This is a genomic window from bacterium, from assembly GCA_026414725.1.
Lineage (GTDB): Bacteria > Ratteibacteria > UBA8468 > B48-G9 > JAFGKM01 > JAAYXZ01.
This window is the reverse complement of sequence record JAOAIL010000003.1, coordinates 1-17,236: the sequence shown is the minus strand read 5'-3', so window position 1 is coordinate 17,236 and position 17,236 is coordinate 1. Positions and strand designations below refer to the sequence as shown.

General features: G+C 33.3%; 18 protein-coding genes. 10 read left to right on the top strand and 8 right to left on the bottom strand.

Annotation, left to right across the window (positions count from 1 at the left end):
* Nucleotides 1-34 precede the first annotated feature (34 nt).
* Entirely contained in the window at nucleotides 35-1,627 is a 1,593-nt protein-coding gene (locus N3D17_02230) for a DHH family phosphoesterase (GenBank protein MCX8082204.1), read from the top strand.
* A gap of 25 nt (nucleotides 1,628-1,652) precedes the next feature.
* On the opposite strand, the gene rpmB is transcribed toward N3D17_02230, so the two are convergent.
* Genes rpmB through N3D17_02210 form a run of 4 tightly spaced genes read right to left on the bottom strand, consistent with a single transcriptional unit; the run spans nucleotide 1,653 to nucleotide 6,036 of the window.
* Nucleotides 1,653-1,880 (bottom strand): 50S ribosomal protein L28, encoded by a 228-nt coding sequence (gene rpmB / locus N3D17_02225; GenBank protein MCX8082203.1) that lies wholly within the window; start codon nucleotides 1,878-1,880, stop codon nucleotides 1,653-1,655.
* A gap of 10 nt (nucleotides 1,881-1,890) precedes the next feature.
* Nucleotides 1,891-3,630: an O-antigen ligase family protein gene (locus N3D17_02220; GenBank protein ID MCX8082202.1), complete on the bottom strand. Its 1,740-nt coding sequence runs from the start codon at nucleotides 3,628-3,630 to the stop codon at nucleotides 1,891-1,893.
* A 35-nt stretch (nucleotides 3,631-3,665) separates the two neighbouring features.
* A complete protein-coding gene (locus tag N3D17_02215; protein MCX8082201.1) occupies nucleotides 3,666-4,949 on the bottom strand; it encodes an exopolysaccharide biosynthesis polyprenyl glycosylphosphotransferase in 1,284 nt (427 codons plus the stop codon).
* Nucleotides 4,918-6,036, bottom strand: coding sequence for a DUF1972 domain-containing protein (locus N3D17_02210; protein ID MCX8082200.1), 1,119 nt, complete (start codon nucleotides 6,034-6,036; stop codon nucleotides 4,918-4,920). The genes N3D17_02215 and N3D17_02210 overlap by 32 nt, the downstream gene beginning before the upstream one ends.
* 92 nt (nucleotides 6,037-6,128) lie before the next feature.
* Between N3D17_02210 and N3D17_02205 the strand changes: the two genes are divergently transcribed.
* On the top strand, nucleotides 6,129-6,761 hold the full coding sequence (locus N3D17_02205) for a class I SAM-dependent methyltransferase (protein ID MCX8082199.1): 633 nt from the start codon (nucleotides 6,129-6,131) through the stop codon (nucleotides 6,759-6,761).
* Here the strand turns inward: N3D17_02205 and N3D17_02200 are convergent.
* Nucleotides 6,749-7,879 carry a glycosyltransferase family 4 protein gene (locus tag N3D17_02200; GenBank protein MCX8082198.1) on the bottom strand — a complete coding sequence of 377 codons (1,131 nt, stop codon included), beginning with the start codon at nucleotides 7,877-7,879 and terminating at the stop codon, nucleotides 6,749-6,751. The two genes, N3D17_02205 and N3D17_02200, sit on opposite strands and share 13 nt — an antisense overlap.
* Nucleotides 7,880-7,892: 13 nt before the next feature.
* Nucleotides 7,893-9,620: a tetratricopeptide repeat protein gene (locus N3D17_02195; protein MCX8082197.1), complete on the bottom strand. Its 1,728-nt coding sequence runs from the start codon at nucleotides 9,618-9,620 to the stop codon at nucleotides 7,893-7,895.
* Between the two features lie 230 nt (nucleotides 9,621-9,850).
* Here N3D17_02195 and N3D17_02190 point away from each other — a divergent pair, with 230 nt between their 5' ends.
* The 7 genes from N3D17_02190 (at nucleotide 9,851) to N3D17_02160 (ending at nucleotide 14,836) form a co-directional block, all read left to right on the top strand.
* Nucleotides 9,851-10,615 (top strand): hypothetical protein, encoded by a 765-nt coding sequence (locus tag N3D17_02190; GenBank protein MCX8082196.1) that lies wholly within the window; start codon nucleotides 9,851-9,853, stop codon nucleotides 10,613-10,615.
* A 2-nt stretch (nucleotides 10,616-10,617) separates the two neighbouring features.
* Nucleotides 10,618-11,229: a MotA/TolQ/ExbB proton channel family protein gene (locus N3D17_02185; GenBank protein MCX8082195.1), complete on the top strand. Its 612-nt coding sequence runs from the start codon at nucleotides 10,618-10,620 to the stop codon at nucleotides 11,227-11,229.
* Between the two features lie 19 nt (nucleotides 11,230-11,248).
* A complete protein-coding gene (locus N3D17_02180; GenBank protein ID MCX8082194.1) occupies nucleotides 11,249-11,659 on the top strand; it encodes a biopolymer transporter ExbD in 411 nt (136 codons plus the stop codon).
* A complete protein-coding gene (locus N3D17_02175; protein MCX8082193.1) occupies nucleotides 11,611-12,375 on the top strand; it encodes a TonB family protein in 765 nt (254 codons plus the stop codon). The genes N3D17_02180 and N3D17_02175 overlap by 49 nt, the downstream gene beginning before the upstream one ends.
* 3 nt (nucleotides 12,376-12,378) lie before the next feature.
* Nucleotides 12,379-13,596 carry a hypothetical protein gene (locus N3D17_02170; GenBank protein ID MCX8082192.1) on the top strand — a complete coding sequence of 406 codons (1,218 nt, stop codon included), beginning with the start codon at nucleotides 12,379-12,381 and terminating at the stop codon, nucleotides 13,594-13,596.
* Between the two features lie 277 nt (nucleotides 13,597-13,873).
* Nucleotides 13,874-14,365, top strand: a complete 492-nt coding sequence (locus N3D17_02165) for an OmpA family protein (GenBank protein ID MCX8082191.1) — start codon at nucleotides 13,874-13,876, stop codon at nucleotides 14,363-14,365.
* A gap of 21 nt (nucleotides 14,366-14,386) precedes the next feature.
* The gene (locus tag N3D17_02160) at nucleotides 14,387-14,836 is read left to right on the top strand and encodes a glycine zipper domain-containing protein (GenBank protein MCX8082190.1); all 450 of its coding nucleotides are present in this window, start codon (nucleotides 14,387-14,389) and stop codon (nucleotides 14,834-14,836) included.
* A 32-nt stretch (nucleotides 14,837-14,868) separates the two neighbouring features.
* Here the strand turns inward: N3D17_02160 and pyk are convergent, their stop codons facing one another.
* Nucleotides 14,869-15,903, bottom strand: coding sequence for a pyruvate kinase (gene pyk, locus N3D17_02155; protein ID MCX8082189.1), 1,035 nt, complete (start codon nucleotides 15,901-15,903; stop codon nucleotides 14,869-14,871).
* A gap of 64 nt (nucleotides 15,904-15,967) precedes the next feature.
* Complete coding sequence (locus tag N3D17_02150) at nucleotides 15,968-16,531, bottom strand: elongation factor P (protein MCX8082188.1); 564 nt, start codon at nucleotides 16,529-16,531, stop codon at nucleotides 15,968-15,970.
* 104 nt (nucleotides 16,532-16,635) lie between these two features.
* On the opposite strand from N3D17_02150, the gene N3D17_02145 reads away from it, so the two are divergent.
* Nucleotides 16,636-16,794 carry a hypothetical protein gene (locus tag N3D17_02145; GenBank protein MCX8082187.1) on the top strand — a complete coding sequence of 53 codons (159 nt, stop codon included), beginning with the start codon at nucleotides 16,636-16,638 and terminating at the stop codon, nucleotides 16,792-16,794.
* Nucleotides 16,795-17,236 lie beyond the last annotated feature (442 nt).

Below are 17,236 nucleotides of genomic sequence, written 5' to 3'. Positions count from 1 at the left end.
TTGACATAAATTTATATCTAATTTTAACTTATTGATGGAAAGACATGCCATACCACCACTGGTAAAAAAAATCCTTACAGCGAGAGGTTATAAAACAGAAAAATTAATAACTGATTTTCTTTACAACGGATTTTCCAGTTTATCTGAACCATTTCTTATCCCAAATTTACGAGAGGCGTGTTTGATCCTTAAAAAAGCCATATCTAAAAAAGAAAAGATATTTGTCTATGGAGATGGTGATACTGATGGTATATGTGCCTCTTTTCTACTTTTAAATCTACTTAAAGCAGTTGGTGCAGATTTTTCATTCCGCCTTACCCATAGATTAGATGAGGATTATGAAATAGAGGAATATCTTATACAGGAAATTGCAAAAGAGGGGTATTCTCTTCTTCTATCTGTGGATTGTGGAATTTCTTCTTATGCTGCACTTAAACAGGCAACTAATTATGGTATAAAAGTCATAGTTCTTGACCATCACATAGGAGATATATCAAAACTCCCATCTCACCATATATATGTAAATCCCTGGCTTAAAGAAAAGTGGTCTGATAGAACTGAAAATCTTAGTGGGACTGGTATTGTGTATAAATTTATAGAAGGTATGGGAATTCTACTTCCCGGAATAAGAGAAGAAATGGTTTGTGGTTTTACTGAAATAGTGGCATTATCTATTATTGCTGATTCTCTTCCTTTAACAGGAGAAAACAGAATATTTGTAAAGGAAGGTCTTCGTAGGATGCCTTTTACAAAAATAAAAGGGTTAGCGTTTCTTATAGAAAGCCAGAATTTGAAGATACCACTTCGTCTTCAGGATATTTCAATGAGAATAATCTCCTGTATCAATTCACCTGGTCGATTGGGAAAACCAGAGGTTTCATTAAATCTATTAATGGAAAGCAGAGATAGTCGTATCAAAGAGATAGTGAGAGAAATAAAACAGATGGATAGGGAAAGGTATAAAATGGTGGTAGAAGCAAGGAGAATGATAAATGAAAATGATATAGAAAAGGGGTTCATTATTTCAGAGAATATATCACCTGGAATATGTGGGATTGTTGCTTCTCGGTTGTCAGGAGAGTATCACAGGCCTTTTGTTGTAGGACATCTCTCAAACAACTTTTTGAAGGGGTCTATAAGAGCACCTGAGAATTGTAATCTCTATGAAAAACTTAAACCAGTAGGGAAATATATGGTTTCAATGGGAGGACATAGACAAGCAATGGGATTTAAGTGCTCTGTAACCCATATTCCTGAAATAAAAAGTTTTTGGGAAAGTATAAAATGGAAAGCAGATAATAAGAAAGAAAGATATGATTGCTATCTTGATATAAGAGAGATTAGCCCATCTGTAATAGAAGAGATAAATAACTATTTAGAACCATTTGGTAAAGGGAATCCTGAACCGGTATTTCTTTGCGATGATGTTTATTTTAAGAAAGTATCTATGAGGAATAGTGAAAGCAATATACTGTTCTGGGTAAAAAAAGATAATGCCATATATGAAGCAGTTTTTCAAGGTGGTTCTTATCTGTTAGTTGAAAAGCAAAATATTCTTTATACACCCTATATACGTAAACAGAGTAATTTGTACCGGATAATACTAAAAATAAAGAAAGTTTTCTAATCGGAAAGTATTTATTCTTGATGTTTTAATTTCCCGATACCTCTGCTCTTTGAGTTTCAACAGGGATGGCTTTTTTAACTTTACCTGCTTTTAGACATTTTGTACATACATTTATCCGTTTTCTTTTATTTCCTAAAGCAACAAGAACGGTCTGGATATTAGGTTTCCATACCCGTCGTGTCTTTACGTTTGAGTGGCTTTTACTGTTCCCCGCTCTGCTTTTCTTCCCACATATCTCACATACTCTACCCATAAGTATCTCCTTATATTTTTCCTTCTTTTTTTAATAAAATTTTAACTCTATTAGCATACTCGTTTTTGGGGTCTATTGTCAAGACCCTGTTAAGATAAGATACTGCTTCAGGGATGTTATTTAGAAACATAATGTTTATTGAAGCCAGTGTACAGAGAACATCTATATCATAGGGATTTAACCATTCTGCATTTTTATAATAATAGAAAGCTTTATTATAATCACCTTTTCTCATATATATCACCCCAAGATTATAATCCGTTTTCGCATAGTGAGGGAAAAGATAATTATTTATCTTTAAATATATTTTCTCTGCCTTATCTAAATCACCTGATTCTCCATATACAAAAGCCAGTTTATACCATGCTTCATAATGGTATGGATTCATTATACATACTACCAAGTAGTTGTCTATTGCTTCTCTAAAGTTACCATCCTCTTTTGCCCAGACCCCTTTTTTAAAATAAATATCAGGTACAATTCTATAATAGGAAATAAATATACCCATGATGAAAGATACTGTTGCTGTAGTATACCAGAGATATTTGGAGATATTGAAATTAAATCTTTTTTTACTTTTAATATATCCGGTAGATATTCCTAAGAGAAACCAGAAATACATTGCTGTTGAGGGATTTCTTAAGTTTGTTGAAAAGATATTATCAACAAGTACTGCTGAAATCCCTGCTATACATCCATTAAGGCATATATTATCAAAATCCAGATTGTTTTCTTTATTTTGAATGCTTTTAATAATAATGACAGAAATCAAACATAAAAAAAGAAGGAGTCCTATCAGTCCTGTTTCTACCCAGATATGTAAATATTCATTATGTACCTGTGTTGTTACAGGTGTTGATTCCACCTGTAAAAAATATTCTCTTATTCTGTAATAGGGATAGAAAAAGGGGTAGTTTCCCAATCCCCAGCCAGTAATGGGTTTTAATTTTATCATTCTCAAAGTTCCCCGCCATATATACCACCTTATATTTTTTAGTAACCAGTTGTAGAAATGTAATGAGAGGAATATTGAAGATACCCCAATAACTATATAGCCCCCCCATTTCTTTATATTATGCTTCTTATAATTTAAAAACATCACAGTGGAAAGACCGAATATTGAAGCAATAATTGCTGCCCTTGATTTCGTAGCAAGTATGGTCCCAAAGGATAAAATAGTACAGAAAAGTAGAAAATATCGTTCAGTTTCTTTATTACTTTTATAAAGAAAAAGTGCATATGTAATTGTAAGAACCATCAATATATGTCCTGCAAAAAAGTTAGGGTTTCCAAATGTTGAGACCACATATTTTCTCGGTCCTATAAAGTTCCCTAAAGCAATCAGAGATGCGATAAACCCTGATAATGTCCATAGATAAAAATCTTCTTTTTCTAATTTTATATTCATCGCAATAAGGAAAATTAAAATATATAAAAGATAGTCCTCCATTGATTTTCCTGCGCCATATCCAAAAGGTGCAATAAAAGAGGAAATAAGAAGATATATTGAAAATAGTAACAACGAAACAAAAGAGGTTGATTCTAAAGTAAATTCTTGCTTTTTTATAATGAAATCAGCAGAAAGAATAATACAGAACAAACAACCTGTAAGATTTTTGATTGTTGTATAGTCATAGGAAGGTTTAAATAGTATAAGAGGACCAATAAATAAAAAAATAAAAAGTGCCAGAAATTTATATAGTTTATGTATATCCCACATCTTTTTATTATTCTGTTTTTTTGTAGCCATTCTTCCCCTCTTCTCTGCTTCCTCGCAAGTAATGATTAAAATGCATTTCTTATGGCACCAGGAGAAAGTAGTATTATTGCTATATCCAGCCAGATACTCCAGTTTTCAATATAATAAATATCATACTGAAATCTTTCTTCCGGTTCAATATGTCCTCCTCTTAAACCATGAATCTGTGCCCATCCAGTAAGACCTGGTTTTACCTTCAACCGTAGATTGAAATAGTCCTGTTCAATCATAAACCTATCATCCTTTGATATTGGCCTTGGTCCCACAAGAGACATATCACCGTTGAGGATATTGAATATCTGTGGGATTTCATCAAAATTATATCTTCTTAGGAATCTTCCTACCCTTGTAACTCTTTCATCATAAAGGATTGTAAAAGGCCTGGTATTTCCTGATATATTTTTCATAGTTCTAAACTTATAGATCTTGAATAACTTTCCTCTATATCCTATCCGTTCCTGTCGGAAAAAAACACCTCCATTAGAATCAGCAATAATAATAAGAGAAATAAATGGGAGGACTATACAGAACAGGAGGAAAATTATATATCCTGCTATTATGTCAAAAACACTTTTTAATACTTTATTAGTAAATTTCTCAACAGGAATCCTACCTGTTGATAAAAGGGGTAGTCCATCAATATCTTCTATTATTTCTGAATATAGGAACTGGTATATCTCAGGTATAAGATATAGATGAATCTTATATTTCTCTGCTATATGAAGGAGATAAAGGTTTTCTGAATAATTCTTTGTGGTGGCGATAATAAAAGAATAAGAGTTTTCCATTAATCTTTTTTGTATATCACCTGTTTCTGGTAAAATATCCATTTTTATTGCAGGATACCTGAGAAGTATTCTTTTAACCAGAGAATTTATTTGTCTGCCCTCCCCTATCACAAGAATCTTTTTCTTTGTATTGCCCCCAATCTTAACAGATATATAATGAGAAATCCAAAGAAGTAGAAAAGCAAAGATAACTGAAAAACCAATAGCCAGACGAGAATAGGCAAAGCCCCTATAGAAAAATGTCCCTGCTGTAAGGATTATTAACATCCAGAATGTAGATTGAATAAGCAGCGCAAACTCCTTTATAAAATTAGGAAATATCTTCTCTGTGTATACACCAAAAGATGTAAGTACAATAAGATATATGATAACTGCAAACAGAGTGATATTAAGATAAAAATGTATGGATGGTATCCCTTTATATACAAATAGTCCTGAGTGGAATCTGAAATAATAACCTAATATAAAAGATGCAAAAATAATAGACCCATCAATGAATATCAGGAATTTTCTTTTTCCCATATTTCAATTCTGTACAGACCTTTTCATATCTATCTATCACATCTTCCCATCTATAAAATTTTTTAGCACGTTCTCTTGCTTTCTGTCTGAAATTATTCACAACTTCCTTATGTTCAAGAAGAAAAACTATGCATTTCTTCAATTCATCTGCATCTTTAAAATATAGTCCTGCATCGCCTAAAACTTCCCTATTAAAAGGTACATCAAACGCAATTATACAGTTACTACTTCCCATTGCTTTAAGCAGTGCAGGGTTTGTTCCACCAACTTCATTCCCGTGGATATAAGCATAGGCATTGACATGGAGTTCTTCTATGTGGTTCTGGATATATATAGGTCCAAGAAGTTTTATTCTACTATCTTTTACCATTTTTAATTTTTTTACATAAGGACTGTTCCAGTTAGCACCACCTGCAATAACAAGAAATTTTTCTGTTTTTACCTGCTGGAATGCCTCCACTGCAATATCCTGATGGTTTTCTGGTTCAAGGCGACTACCAATAAAAAAATAACCATAGGGTTTCAGCCCATATCTTTCAAGAATTTCAGGATTTCTACTTTCAATTTCAGGTGCACCATAGGGGATATAAATACTCTCTCTTCTATATTTTCTAAGATAATATTCCTGTATTGCCTTAGCATCAGAGACCACCACATCAGCAATAAAAGATGAAAAAAGTTCAGAGAACTTATAATATATTTTTGCGATTTTTCCCCATTTAGCCCTCTTCCACTCAAGTCCATCTACATTTATTATAACCTTTTTCCTGAATATTACAGGAATGATAGCAAGTGGACTATTGGCTGAATTGAATATAAGGATTACATCAGGAGACCATATAAGAACCCGTAAAATACTGAAAAATGTATGGGAGAAAGTATCGGTTATTTTACCAGGGATGCTAAAAGGATAACAAAGTTCCACCTCTTTGTATAATGCAGGTTTTTCAGGATAGAGGTATCTTCTACATGAAACAAGAACCCTATGACCTTTTTTAATAAGTCCTAAACTCAATTCCTCTGCACATGTCTCAAATCCACCGTATCTCGCAGGTATTCCTCTTGTTCCCACTATTGCTACTTTCATTGTTTTATTATACACCCTGACTATTTAAAATCGCAACTGCTATATTTTTTAGAATTATTGATGAATATATATGACATTGCTATAATAGAATAATGAAATTTGTCTATAGAATTTCGGCATGGAATAGAAAAAGAAAATGGAGAATATTTACCGATATTTTCAAGATAGATGAAAATATAAAAATACTTGATATTGGATATGCATCTACAGAATACAGTGATACTGACAATTATATTGAAAAGAATTATCCATACCCAGAAAAAATAACTGCTCTCGGGATAGAAGACCCCACAAATTTTATAAAAAAATATCCAAAAGTAAAAGTAGTCAGATATAATGGTATTAACTTCCCTTTTGAAAATAAAGTATTTGATATTGGATGGTCCAATGCTGTTTTAGAACATGTGGGTGATAGAGATGCACAGATGTATTTTTTAAGAGAAATCAATCGTGTTTGTCGTTCATTTTTCATCACCACACCTAACAAATTCTTCCCTGTAGAGGTTCATACTAAAATCCCTCTATTCCATTTCCTCCTTCCTAAAAAATGGTTTGATATTTTATTAAGAATAATGGGTAAGGAATGGGCTACAGGAACATATATGCGACTTTGTTCCAGAAAAGAATTGGAAGAAATGTTAAAAGAGGCAGGTATTATTGACTGTAAAATTATAGAAAATAGATTATTTATCTTTACTATTGACTTTATAATCTATAAATTATAGAGAACTTTTTCGTATATTTTTAAGGTCATTTCTCCACTACGTTTCCATGAAAATTTTTGAGATTGTTTTAATCCTTCCATTTTTAATCTCATTTTTAAATCAGGATTTCTAATTACATTTTGTATTGCTCTGGCTATCTCCTCTACATTATAAGGGTCAACAAGAACACAGGCATTACCGGCAACTTCTGGTAAAGAAGAAGTATTAGAAGTTACCACAGCACAACCACAAGACATTGCTTCAAGAACAGGTAATCCAAAGCCCTCATAAATGGAAGGATAAATAAAAACATCTGCACCATTATAAAGATATACAAGGTCTTCTTCAGGCACATAATCTGTCAGAACTATCCTTTCTACAAAATTAGAATTTCTTATTTCATCAAACATCTCATTGTAAAGCCATAATTTTTTACCCACTATTACAAGATTATATGGGAATGCTGGATTATTTTTTATAATGGATATAAATGCCTTTATAAGTCGGGACAGATTTTTTCTCGGTTGAAGATTAGATACGGAAAGGATATAGGGCTTTTTTACACTGTAATTCTCAAGCACTTTATCACACTTCGTCGTATCAATAGGTCTGAATTTCTCTGAAACTCCATTGTAAACAACCTCAATCTTTTCTTCATCTATTTTATAAAATTTCAATATCTCTCTTTTGGAAAATTCAGAAACAGTGATAATTTTCTTTGCTTTTCTTACGCTATATAAAAGTGAAAGTTTTAACCTCAAGTATATATCTTCTGGGAAAAATTCAGGATATCTAATAAAAGATACATCATGCAGGGTAATAACACTATGACAATGACTTATTAATGGTGTGTGATATTGAGTGTGTAATAAATCTAACTTTTCAGTATAGGTTCTAACAGGGATATCTCTCAAAAATCTTAAAGATGCCCGTTGTGAAACTCTTTCAATTGAAAACTGTTTATCATTAAGTAAAAAATCAGGAACAGGAATACCCTTTGAGAGAAAAACAACATAACTAAAATCTGGATGTTCTATTTGAGAAAGTCCATAAAGTAAACCGATTATGTATGTTTCATTCCCCCCCTGTTTTAATCCTATAGCATGCGCATCTATACCAATAATTTTTTCACTTCCCATAACTCAATAAAATCTACTTCCCTAATTTTGACAATAATTCTCTTGCATCGTTAAATTCAGGATTTATATCCAGTGTTTTTTTAAAATAAATCTCTGCATTTTTATAATCATTTTTTAAATAGTATGTTAGTCCCAGATTAAAATATGCAAGGTCAAAGTCAGGTTTAAGAAAAATTGACTTTTTGAAACAAGTTATTGCCTCGTCATACCTATCTGTATTCATATAGAGAACTCCGAGATTACTATATATACGCGGTGCGGAAGGATTGAGTTTTAAAGCATAAAGATAACTCTCTTCTGCTTCATTAAATCTTCCCAGTTGGAAACATATCAATCCTAAGTTGTTGTAAACATTAACACTATGAGGATATAGCCGTTTTGCCATAAGGATAAATCTGTATGCTTTTTCATATTCACCCTGTCGTGTTGCAATCATAGCAGATATAAATGGACATTCAAATGAAAAGGGATTATTCTTAACAGCTTTTTCTGCAGATTTTAGTGATACCATACCATATGTGTTTCTTGCTATATATATGTATCTGCTTGCTCTAATACCCATAACACTTAAAACAAACCCTCCAGCAATAAAAATCAAGAGATATATTTTTAATAGTATATATGGTATTTCCTTTTTTACTGTTATATTTCCATTTCCTATATCTTTCCTGTACATACCACCAGCAAAGGAAACATTTGCCCAGAAAAGAAGTAAGGTGGTTGGATTACCAAAAGGGAAGGATGCTAATGCATTTATACATATTGCAACTACGGAAGAAACAATACCCGCTGTTAATAATCTCCTTTCTTTTCCTCCTTCTTTATACAAAACAGAACATATCTTGAAAAAACAATATAAAAAATAAAGGAATAGAATAAAGCCGGGTATGCCTAACTCTGCACAGATTTCTAAATAGTCATTATGTGCCCTGTCAACAAGCAATGATGTCCCTTTTAATGCCTCTTCCTCTCCTATTGCATAGTAAGGATACATAACAACAAAGTTTCCAGGACCTACACCCATTAAAGGATTTTTCTTTATCATCTTAAGAGTTATATTCCAAATAAGAAACCTGCTTTTTAATGTCCCTTTTTCAAATGTGGCTATCCCGGGAAAACATTCGCCTGCGAAAAACAATATACAAATTAAAAATACTACCCTCCACTTTAGAGAAATTTCCTTACCTGCAAGTATGAAAAATACTATACTGGAAATGAAGAAAGCAATATAACTGGCACGGGTGAATGTAAAAACAAGGTGGGAAATTAAGAGTAGTAAAATTATATATAAATACCACTTCTTCTCCTTATATAATAAATAATAAACATATGGAATAACCATAACAAGATACTCACCAGCAAAGTTCCGTCTGCCTAATGTACTTAATGCACTCCTTACACCCTGCCACTTAATAAAATCAATACCAAATACCTGCACCAATCCATAGATAGAAACAACTATGGATATAAAAACCACATACTTTATAAAAATATCTATTAGTATGGTGTCCCTTACAACAAGATTCTCTAAAGAAATATAAAGCGTAACAAAAAGAAGGAGTACTAAAATATTGTAGAGCCCTGCAAAAATATTGGTACAACGGTTAAGAGTTATAAGTGTCCATATGAAAAATAAAAAGATTGGCAAGATAAAAATATTCCTATATATAAATAATCTTTCTTTTATACCATATGTAAGTAAAAAAACAGTTATCAGAAAAATCCAGACAAGTTTAACCAAATAAAAAGCACTGCTGAGATATGGGAAAAATATAAGAGGTGTTAGAGATAGTAAGAAGATAATTAAAGTTTTTTGCTTCATATTTATTATTTTGCGTAAATTCCTGATTATAATAATACAATTTCACACCTTAAATGTCTAATATTTATTGCATTAAAGTGAAAAATGGGATATTATAAATTATACCCTTAACTTCCTTTGGAATAAGAAAGATAGGGGAAGGAGGAAAGATGAGAAGAATGTTTTTAGTAGCAGTACTGGTAGGGATAGTATTTTCTTTACGTGCAGAGGTAAATAAAGAAGAGTTTTTTGCCCGGATGTTACAGAAGAACAGCAATGTGGAGTGTATAAGTGGTAAGTATGAAATTAATATGTCTATGATGGGTAACATAATGAAAATACCTGTAAATTTCTGGCAGAAAGGCAATAAGATGCGGATGGATATGATAATGAGCAATCCGGGTATGCCTCAACCAATGGAAATATATATGCTAATGGATGGACAGAAAATGATTCAGTATCAAAAGATGTTGAAAACAGTATTTACTTTTGATTTAGAAAAACTGCCAGAGAATATGAAACAGCAGATGAAAAATAACCAGGGATTTATAATGAACAGTGACAGTATAAGCCAACTTTATCAGATGATAGATAAAATATCTGTGGAAGAAAAAATTAAAGATGGTAAATCATTTTACCTTATCAGTATACGTGACATAAGCAATACAGGAAACATTTCTTCTACATTTGGTGTTCAGAGTACACAGCAGATGTTTAATAAAATGCTTATGTGGGTAAATCCATCATCTTTACTTCCTGAGAAAATTGAATTTTATGGAGATACAGATACACCTGCTATGTGGATTGATATTTTAGGCCTCAGTACAGAACCCTTTTCTGATTCTGTCTTTAAACTTGATATACCTGCGGATGTAAAGTATATGGATATGACAGAAACGATGAAAAAAATGTCTGAATCTGTAAATGTAAGATAAAAATGGAAAATATCTGGATTGCCTCGTGGAAACAATCAGATGTAGTGGGGAGATTTATTATTGTAGTTCTTGTATTTCTCTCCTTCTATTCCTGGAAGATTATCCTTGAGAAATTTTTTATTTTTAGGAATATAGAGAAAAAACACAGGATATTTGAGAAACAGATAAAAAAGGGTGGGAATGTAAGGTTATTAAACTGTCCATTAAGCAGTATCCTTAATTATGGTATTGAAATAAGAGAAAGGGAAAATATGGAAGACCTGAAGGAACATCTTGAGAAAGCATTTATAAGAGAGGAAGGCAAACTTGAAGTTAAGCTTATATCCCTTGCTACTATTGCTACAATATCACCTTTTTTAGGACTTTTAGGGACTGTATGGGGACTTCTTTTATCTTTTCAGGGGATTGCTGCTGCTGGCTCTTCTTCTGTAAGGTTTGTTGCAGGAGGGGTTTATACTGCTTTAATAACTACTGTTGTAGGATTAATCGTTGCAATACCTGCTGCAGTTGGGTATAACTATTACAGGGAACGGCTTAACAATATCCTTGAAAAGATGGAATTTATTTTCCCGTATATTCTGGATTATATAAAGTCCTATTCTGACAGGAAGTGATAAAAAAGGAAGATGTAGGATGAGACCTATCAGAAAAAATAATGGAGATCTTACATTCGCACAGGTCAATATAACAAATCTTGTGGATGTAGCACTGACTCTTGTTATAATACTTCTCATTATTTCTCCTTTTCTTGAACAGGGGATAGAGGTAAAACTTCCAGCATCATCACCGGGGAAGATTCAGGTAGAAAATAGTACTATAATAACGGTAGCAACAGGAGATGTTTATTATATAGATGACAGAAAGGTTACACTCAGGGAGATGTATAATATACTCAAGGAAAAGAAAAGGATTAATGAAAATCTTGCGATAGTCATAAAAGGCGATGAATCTGTTCTGTATAAAAACATTGTTAAGGTTCTGGATATATCAAAAAAATGCAATATAGAGACCATAGGACTGGCTACTCAGGCAGAAATGGAATAGAAAGGATAGGTAAGAGAAGTACAGAAATTTCTTTATTTATCCATATGGTAGGTATATCTTTTTTGCTTATCTCTCCTATGAAAAAACAGATTGCTACAAAAGAAATTTTTACTGTACATATTATTGATATTCCTGTACCTGAAATTGTATCATCCCCATCATTAGAAAAATTACCAGTTAAACAACAACTTAAAACTGAACAAAAGACATCTAAGGAAAAACCAGTTATAAAAGAAGAAAAAACTATAGAAAAACAGCAAATACCTCAAAAAGAAATTCCTGTTTTTTCTGCAGAAAAATTTAAAGAATCACTGATTGCAAAAACAGGTATTTCTCAACCCTCTACCCCTGATAAAACATCAATACAAAAAATGCCTGAATCTGTAAATGTAGAAAAGATAGAAAGTGCAACAACAGAAATAAATATATCAAGTTTGATGAGTATTCCTGACTGGTATCTATCAACAATTCATAAAAAGATAAAAGAAAATTGGAGAACGGACAATATAATTGGAGAAAGGAATGCTTTTGTTTCCTTCAGGGTTTATAGAGATGGCAGGATAGAGAATATAGCACTTGAAAAAAGTTCCGGGAATACACGTTTTGACCGGTCAGTTATGGAAGCAGTATTGTCAACAAGACAGGTCTCACCTTTTCCTGCAGAGATACCACATAACTATCTTGATATAGTAATTGAGTTTAAAACGGAGGGATAGAATATGAAAAGATTTGTTTTCGTTTGTTTTATATTACTTACAATAATAAAAGTTCAATGTTCCACTGTTTTCCTTCAAATAACAAAAAATCTGCAGGAAAAAGCAGATATTGTTATTCTTTTAGGAACAGAAAATGATAACTACTGGAATATATTTTTATCAACATTAAAAAGAGACCTTTACTATTCCGGTTATTTTAATGTGGAGGAAGCGATATTCGTTGAAAGTCCAGAAGTAGCAAAAAAAAGATATACAACACAGATTACACTTCAGGGTATAAAGACATCTGATGGTATAAAAATAGTTGTAGAAGATAATCTGGAAGAGAAAATACTTTTTGAAAGATATTATAGAACAGATGTTAACGCTTCCTATCTTGCTCATACTGTTAATGATGATTTAGTGTTACATCTCACCGGAAAACCTGGAATTGCAAGAAGTAAGATATTGTTTGTTTCTAACGCTTCAGGGAAATATGAGATTTACTGTATTGACTATGATGGAGAAAATCTGAAACAACTAACTAATACTGATTATATGGTACATTATCCGAGATGGTTAATACCGAACCAGGAAATTGTACATATCTCCTATGAAGGTGGCTGGCCTAAACTTGTAAAGATGGATTTGAAAACAGGAGAGAAGAAAACACTCCTCGCTGAACCAGGATTAAATGCCTGTGCATCTCCATCTCTGAATACAGGAGAGATTGCGGTGGTATTGAGCAGAAGTGGCAGACCTGATATTTATGTTGTTGATTTCAATGGCAGGATAAAAAGGCAGTTAACAGCGGCTAATTCAACAGATGCCTCTCCATCTTTTTCTCCGGATGGCAATACAATTGCATTTGTTTCTGATAGATATGGCTCACCCCAGATATATACAATGACAAAGGATGGTCAACGGGTTAAAAGGATTAGTTATCTGTCCGGTTATTCTACCTCACCAGTATACTCACCTGATGGTAATTATATTGCCTATGTGTTTCAAAGAGATGGTTTTGGACTGGCAATATATGATGTATCCACAGGTGAAACAAAGGTAATAGGAGAAGGTTTGGGATGTGAAGATGTTTCATGGGCACCTGATAGCAGACATATTATATATACAAACAGCCGTTCAAAATCATCTTCCCTTGTTATATTAGATATTGTAAGTGGTGAAAAAAGGATACTCAATACAGGAAAAAAGAATTCTTTCAGTCCTTCCTGGGGTAAATAGCCGAAAAATTTGACAATTCAAGAATAAAAGGTATTATATAAACAGGAAAAAGAGATTTTCATCCCATAAAGGGGAAAGGAGGAAGGAGATGGAAAAAGCAACAAAATTGTTGCTGATGTTAATGATTGCCTGCTTTGTTTTATCAGCAGGTAAGACAATGGCACAGACATTGCCTGAGAAATTCTCATGGTACGGAGAGTCCGGCGCAACAAAACAACCAGTGTATGATGCAGAAAAAGGTGGATACTGGTGGATGCCGACCCAGATTCCTGCTGGTATGGAAAATCAACAGTGGGGCAATAGAGGTTATGTTTTTGTAGGGACTGCAAAGGAAAAGGTCGTACCAATAGTTGAAAAGAAGGTAGAACCACCCGTAAAAGTATGCGAGAAAGTAAAAGTGGTAGAAAAACCGGTTGAGAAAATAGTAAAAGTTCCGGGTAAGGTTTTAGTACTCAATCTTAAAGATGTATATTTCAACTATGACAGTGCCAAAATCACTCCACTTGCTGCACAGACAATCAAAGAAAATGCGGCTGTTATTAAGGCAAATCCTGGTATAAAGATAGCGATTGTTGGTTCTGCTTCTCCTGAGGGGACGTCTGAGTATAATCTTAAACTTTCAGAGCGCAGGGTGAATGCAGTAAAAGACGCTCTGGTAAAGGAAGGGGTAGATGCAAATAGGTTGATTACTAAAGCAGCCGGAGAAGTTGAGGCAGAAAAGTCCGCCTGGCCATTTGTTAGAAAGGTAAGTTTTGCAGTTGCTGAATAAAGATTAAACAGAGAGGTAGAAATGAGAAAATGGATAGTGGTAGTGTTATTGGTGGGTATAACATTAACGGGATGTAAGACCATAGATTCTCTTTCTACAGGAACAAAGAAAGGTGCTGCAATAGGCGCGGTAGCAGGTGGAATTCTTGGAGCAATTGTTGATTCAAGTAATCCCTGGAGAGGGGCTATTATCGGATCTGCTGTTGGTGCTGCTGCAGGTGGATGGGTTGGGTATAAATTAGAAGAAAAAGAAGCAACGGCTAAAGCAGATGAAGATGTTGTAAGCAAAGCAGCAAAAGATGCGGCAACACTCAACTCTACGGTAAAATATTCAAGAGTAACAGAAGATGGAATCACTGAAGATATTATAGCCACTCCAGGAGAACTCAAAGGTAATGTAAGAACAGTAACAGTTAAGTATTACAGAAATGGGACTCTAATAACCACAGAGACCAGAGAAGTTGAAGTATAAAACAGTTATTTTCTCTGTACCCTCTCCTCATTTTAAATGGGGAGAGGGTTTTTATTTATATATCTTTCAATTGTGTTTATAATTTTTTTCATCTCTCTTGTAGCGAGTACAGGATACTTTCCTGCTGCAGTTTCAGAAGATAATAAGAGATAATCCGCTCCCTGCATAACTGCCACTGCAACATCGTTCACTTCAGCACGGGTGGGATAAGGATTTTCTGTCATTGAATCAAGCATCTGGGTTGCTACAATATCCAGTTTGTTTGCTTTATTACATTTCTCAATAATCTCTTTCTGTATCAGGGGAACCAGTGCTCTCTGGACACTTACTCCGAGGTCTCCCCTCGCTACCATTATTCCATCACTTACTTCTATTATACTGTCTATATTTTTATATCCATTATAGTCCTCAATCTTTGCAATAACAAAATACCTGTTTGCGGGATTACATCTGATAAGAAACTCTTTCAGTTTAACTACATCATCTGCTTTTCTTACAAACGACTGAGCGAAATATGTAATACCTAAAGACACAGCAAATTCAGCATCTCTGTAGTCCTGTTCAGTTATTCCAGGAAGTGGTAACGTTTTACCAACAACAGAGATTCCTTTTCTTGAAGATAATTCTCCACCAACTATGACTTCACATACAATATCAGTATTTTTTACTCTGTCTATTTTTAATTCAATTTTGCCGTCATCAAGAAATATGCTGTCATCTTTCATGACATATTTATGTAAATTTTCATAATCCACACTTACACTTTTTATTGTTCCTGTAATTTTTCTTGTTGTGATAATAAACCGCTGTCCTGTTTTTAAATAAATCTTTGTTTTTTTGAAATGTCCTATCCTTATTTTAGGTCCCTGTAGGTCAGCAAGAATAGGTAATTTCTTCCCTTTTATGCTTCTTACTTGCATTATATTTCTTACCTTTCTTATGATTTCTTTACGGTCACCATGCGAAAAATTCACTCTCGCCATTGACATTCCTGCATCTACAAGTTCTTTCAATATTTTCACGCTATCTGACACAGGACCTATTGTGCATACTATTTCTGTTTTCATTTTCTTAACTGGTTAATTTTAAAAATTTTTATCATTAATATTCGGGTTGTTAATAAACCTTAAATTACTTATGGATTCTTTCCAGATACTCTTTTGTCTTTGTTGATACTCTTACAATATCACCTTCTTTTATAAACTGAGGCACCATAATTTCCATTCCGTTTTCAAGGATAGCGCTTTTCCATGTACTATCTGTATTACCTCTTATACCTTCACCTGTTCTTACTATCTTTAACTCCACATATTCAGGTACAATAACACTTATAGGTTCTCCTTCGTATATCTGGACAGACAATTTTACTCCTTCCTTTAAAAAACTCTTAAATTCACCTATAGAGTGTAAAGGAAGTTCTACTATTTCAAATGTTTCTGGATGGATAAAATAAAAATTTCTCCCATCTGTATAACTGTACTCCATCTGTATCTCTTCTATCTCAATATCTTCAATTTTTTCATCAGGGGAGACCCTTATATCATGGATGTGACCTGTTTTTAAGTCCTGTAGTTTAAGATGGGTGTAACTTGAGAATTGTGCTGTCCTTGCTTTTGTTTCTACCTCTATTACCTTATATAATTTCCCTTCTTTTTTTATTATAACCCCTGTTTTTAATTCTCCTGCATTTATCATTTTTCACCTCTTTTTCATTATAATACCTCAATACTTTTCCATCTTCAATATATTGCGTTTGACATTTATAGAATCTCTGGATAAACTTTCTTCTGGAGAAGACAATGAGTAAACTGACAAAATTTCTTTATCAACTGGCAAGAACTGTAAATGATATTGAAACATTAGCCAGTGGAAACCCTAAGAAGATTACAAGAAGGATAAAGAATAAGATAGTGGGACGAAAGATAGGCAGTAAGATCTACCGCTGGCCCAGGATATAATTCAGGACTTGCGAGGGGGGGGAGTTGAACCCCCATGGGAAACCCCACTGGATCCTAAGTTCCTTCAATACAAATTTCTCAGGAAGTCCTCTTCCACTCCAGATTTTCTGAAACCCTTGATTATCAATGATTTCAACGGTTTTTATTATTTACGTGGACCACCCTCATAAAACGACAGAAATTTAAAAATCAGCACACTTTTGGCACACTTTTTTGGGTATGTTTGTCACACTGAAAATCAATCTTTTTTAAATTCTAACAGGGAGGTAAACAATGTTATTCTATGACAGAAGATTTCCTTATCAGAAAAAAGATGTTATGACAGAATTAACTGAAGAGAATCATCAGTTGAGGGGAATAATTAGAAACTTGAGAGAAGAGATACAGAAAAGAGATGCGCAACTAACAAAATGGGAGACCTGGTGGAATACACAGGGTAGAT

Excerpts from the sequence above, each read along its gene's own strand:
- N3D17_02185 (MCX8082195.1), top strand. The coding sequence starts at position 10,618 with ATGGAAAATATCTGGATTGCCTCGTGGAAACAATCAGATGTAGTGGGG.
- N3D17_02170 (MCX8082192.1), top strand. The coding sequence starts at position 12,379 with ATGAAAAGATTTGTTTTCGTTTGTTTTATATTACTTACAATAATAAAA.
- N3D17_02200 (MCX8082198.1), bottom strand. The coding sequence starts at position 7,879 with ATGGGAAGTGAAAAAATTATTGGTATAGATGCGCATGCTATAGGATTA.
- N3D17_02145 (MCX8082187.1), top strand. The coding sequence starts at position 16,636 with ATGAGTAAACTGACAAAATTTCTTTATCAACTGGCAAGAACTGTAAAT.
- N3D17_02205 (MCX8082199.1), top strand. The coding sequence starts at position 6,129 with ATGAAATTTGTCTATAGAATTTCGGCATGGAATAGAAAAAGAAAATGG.
- rpmB (MCX8082203.1), bottom strand. The coding sequence starts at position 1,880 with ATGGGTAGAGTATGTGAGATATGTGGGAAGAAAAGCAGAGCGGGGAAC.
- N3D17_02220 (MCX8082202.1), bottom strand. The coding sequence starts at position 3,630 with ATGGCTACAAAAAAACAGAATAATAAAAAGATGTGGGATATACATAAA.
- N3D17_02180 (MCX8082194.1), top strand. The coding sequence starts at position 11,249 with ATGAGACCTATCAGAAAAAATAATGGAGATCTTACATTCGCACAGGTC.
- N3D17_02175 (MCX8082193.1), top strand. The coding sequence starts at position 11,611 with ATGCAATATAGAGACCATAGGACTGGCTACTCAGGCAGAAATGGAATA.
- N3D17_02215 (MCX8082201.1), bottom strand. The coding sequence starts at position 4,949 with ATGGGAAAAAGAAAATTCCTGATATTCATTGATGGGTCTATTATTTTT.
- pyk (MCX8082189.1), bottom strand. The coding sequence starts at position 15,903 with ATGAAAACAGAAATAGTATGCACAATAGGTCCTGTGTCAGATAGCGTG.
- N3D17_02165 (MCX8082191.1), top strand. The coding sequence starts at position 13,874 with ATGGAAAATCAACAGTGGGGCAATAGAGGTTATGTTTTTGTAGGGACT.
- N3D17_02230 (MCX8082204.1), top strand. The coding sequence starts at position 35 with ATGGAAAGACATGCCATACCACCACTGGTAAAAAAAATCCTTACAGCG.
- N3D17_02210 (MCX8082200.1), bottom strand. The coding sequence starts at position 6,036 with ATGAAAGTAGCAATAGTGGGAACAAGAGGAATACCTGCGAGATACGGT.
- N3D17_02190 (MCX8082196.1), top strand. The coding sequence starts at position 9,851 with ATGAGAAGAATGTTTTTAGTAGCAGTACTGGTAGGGATAGTATTTTCT.
- N3D17_02150 (MCX8082188.1), bottom strand. The coding sequence starts at position 16,531 with ATGATAAATGCAGGAGAATTAAAAACAGGGGTTATAATAAAAAAAGAA.
- N3D17_02160 (MCX8082190.1), top strand. The coding sequence starts at position 14,387 with ATGAGAAAATGGATAGTGGTAGTGTTATTGGTGGGTATAACATTAACG.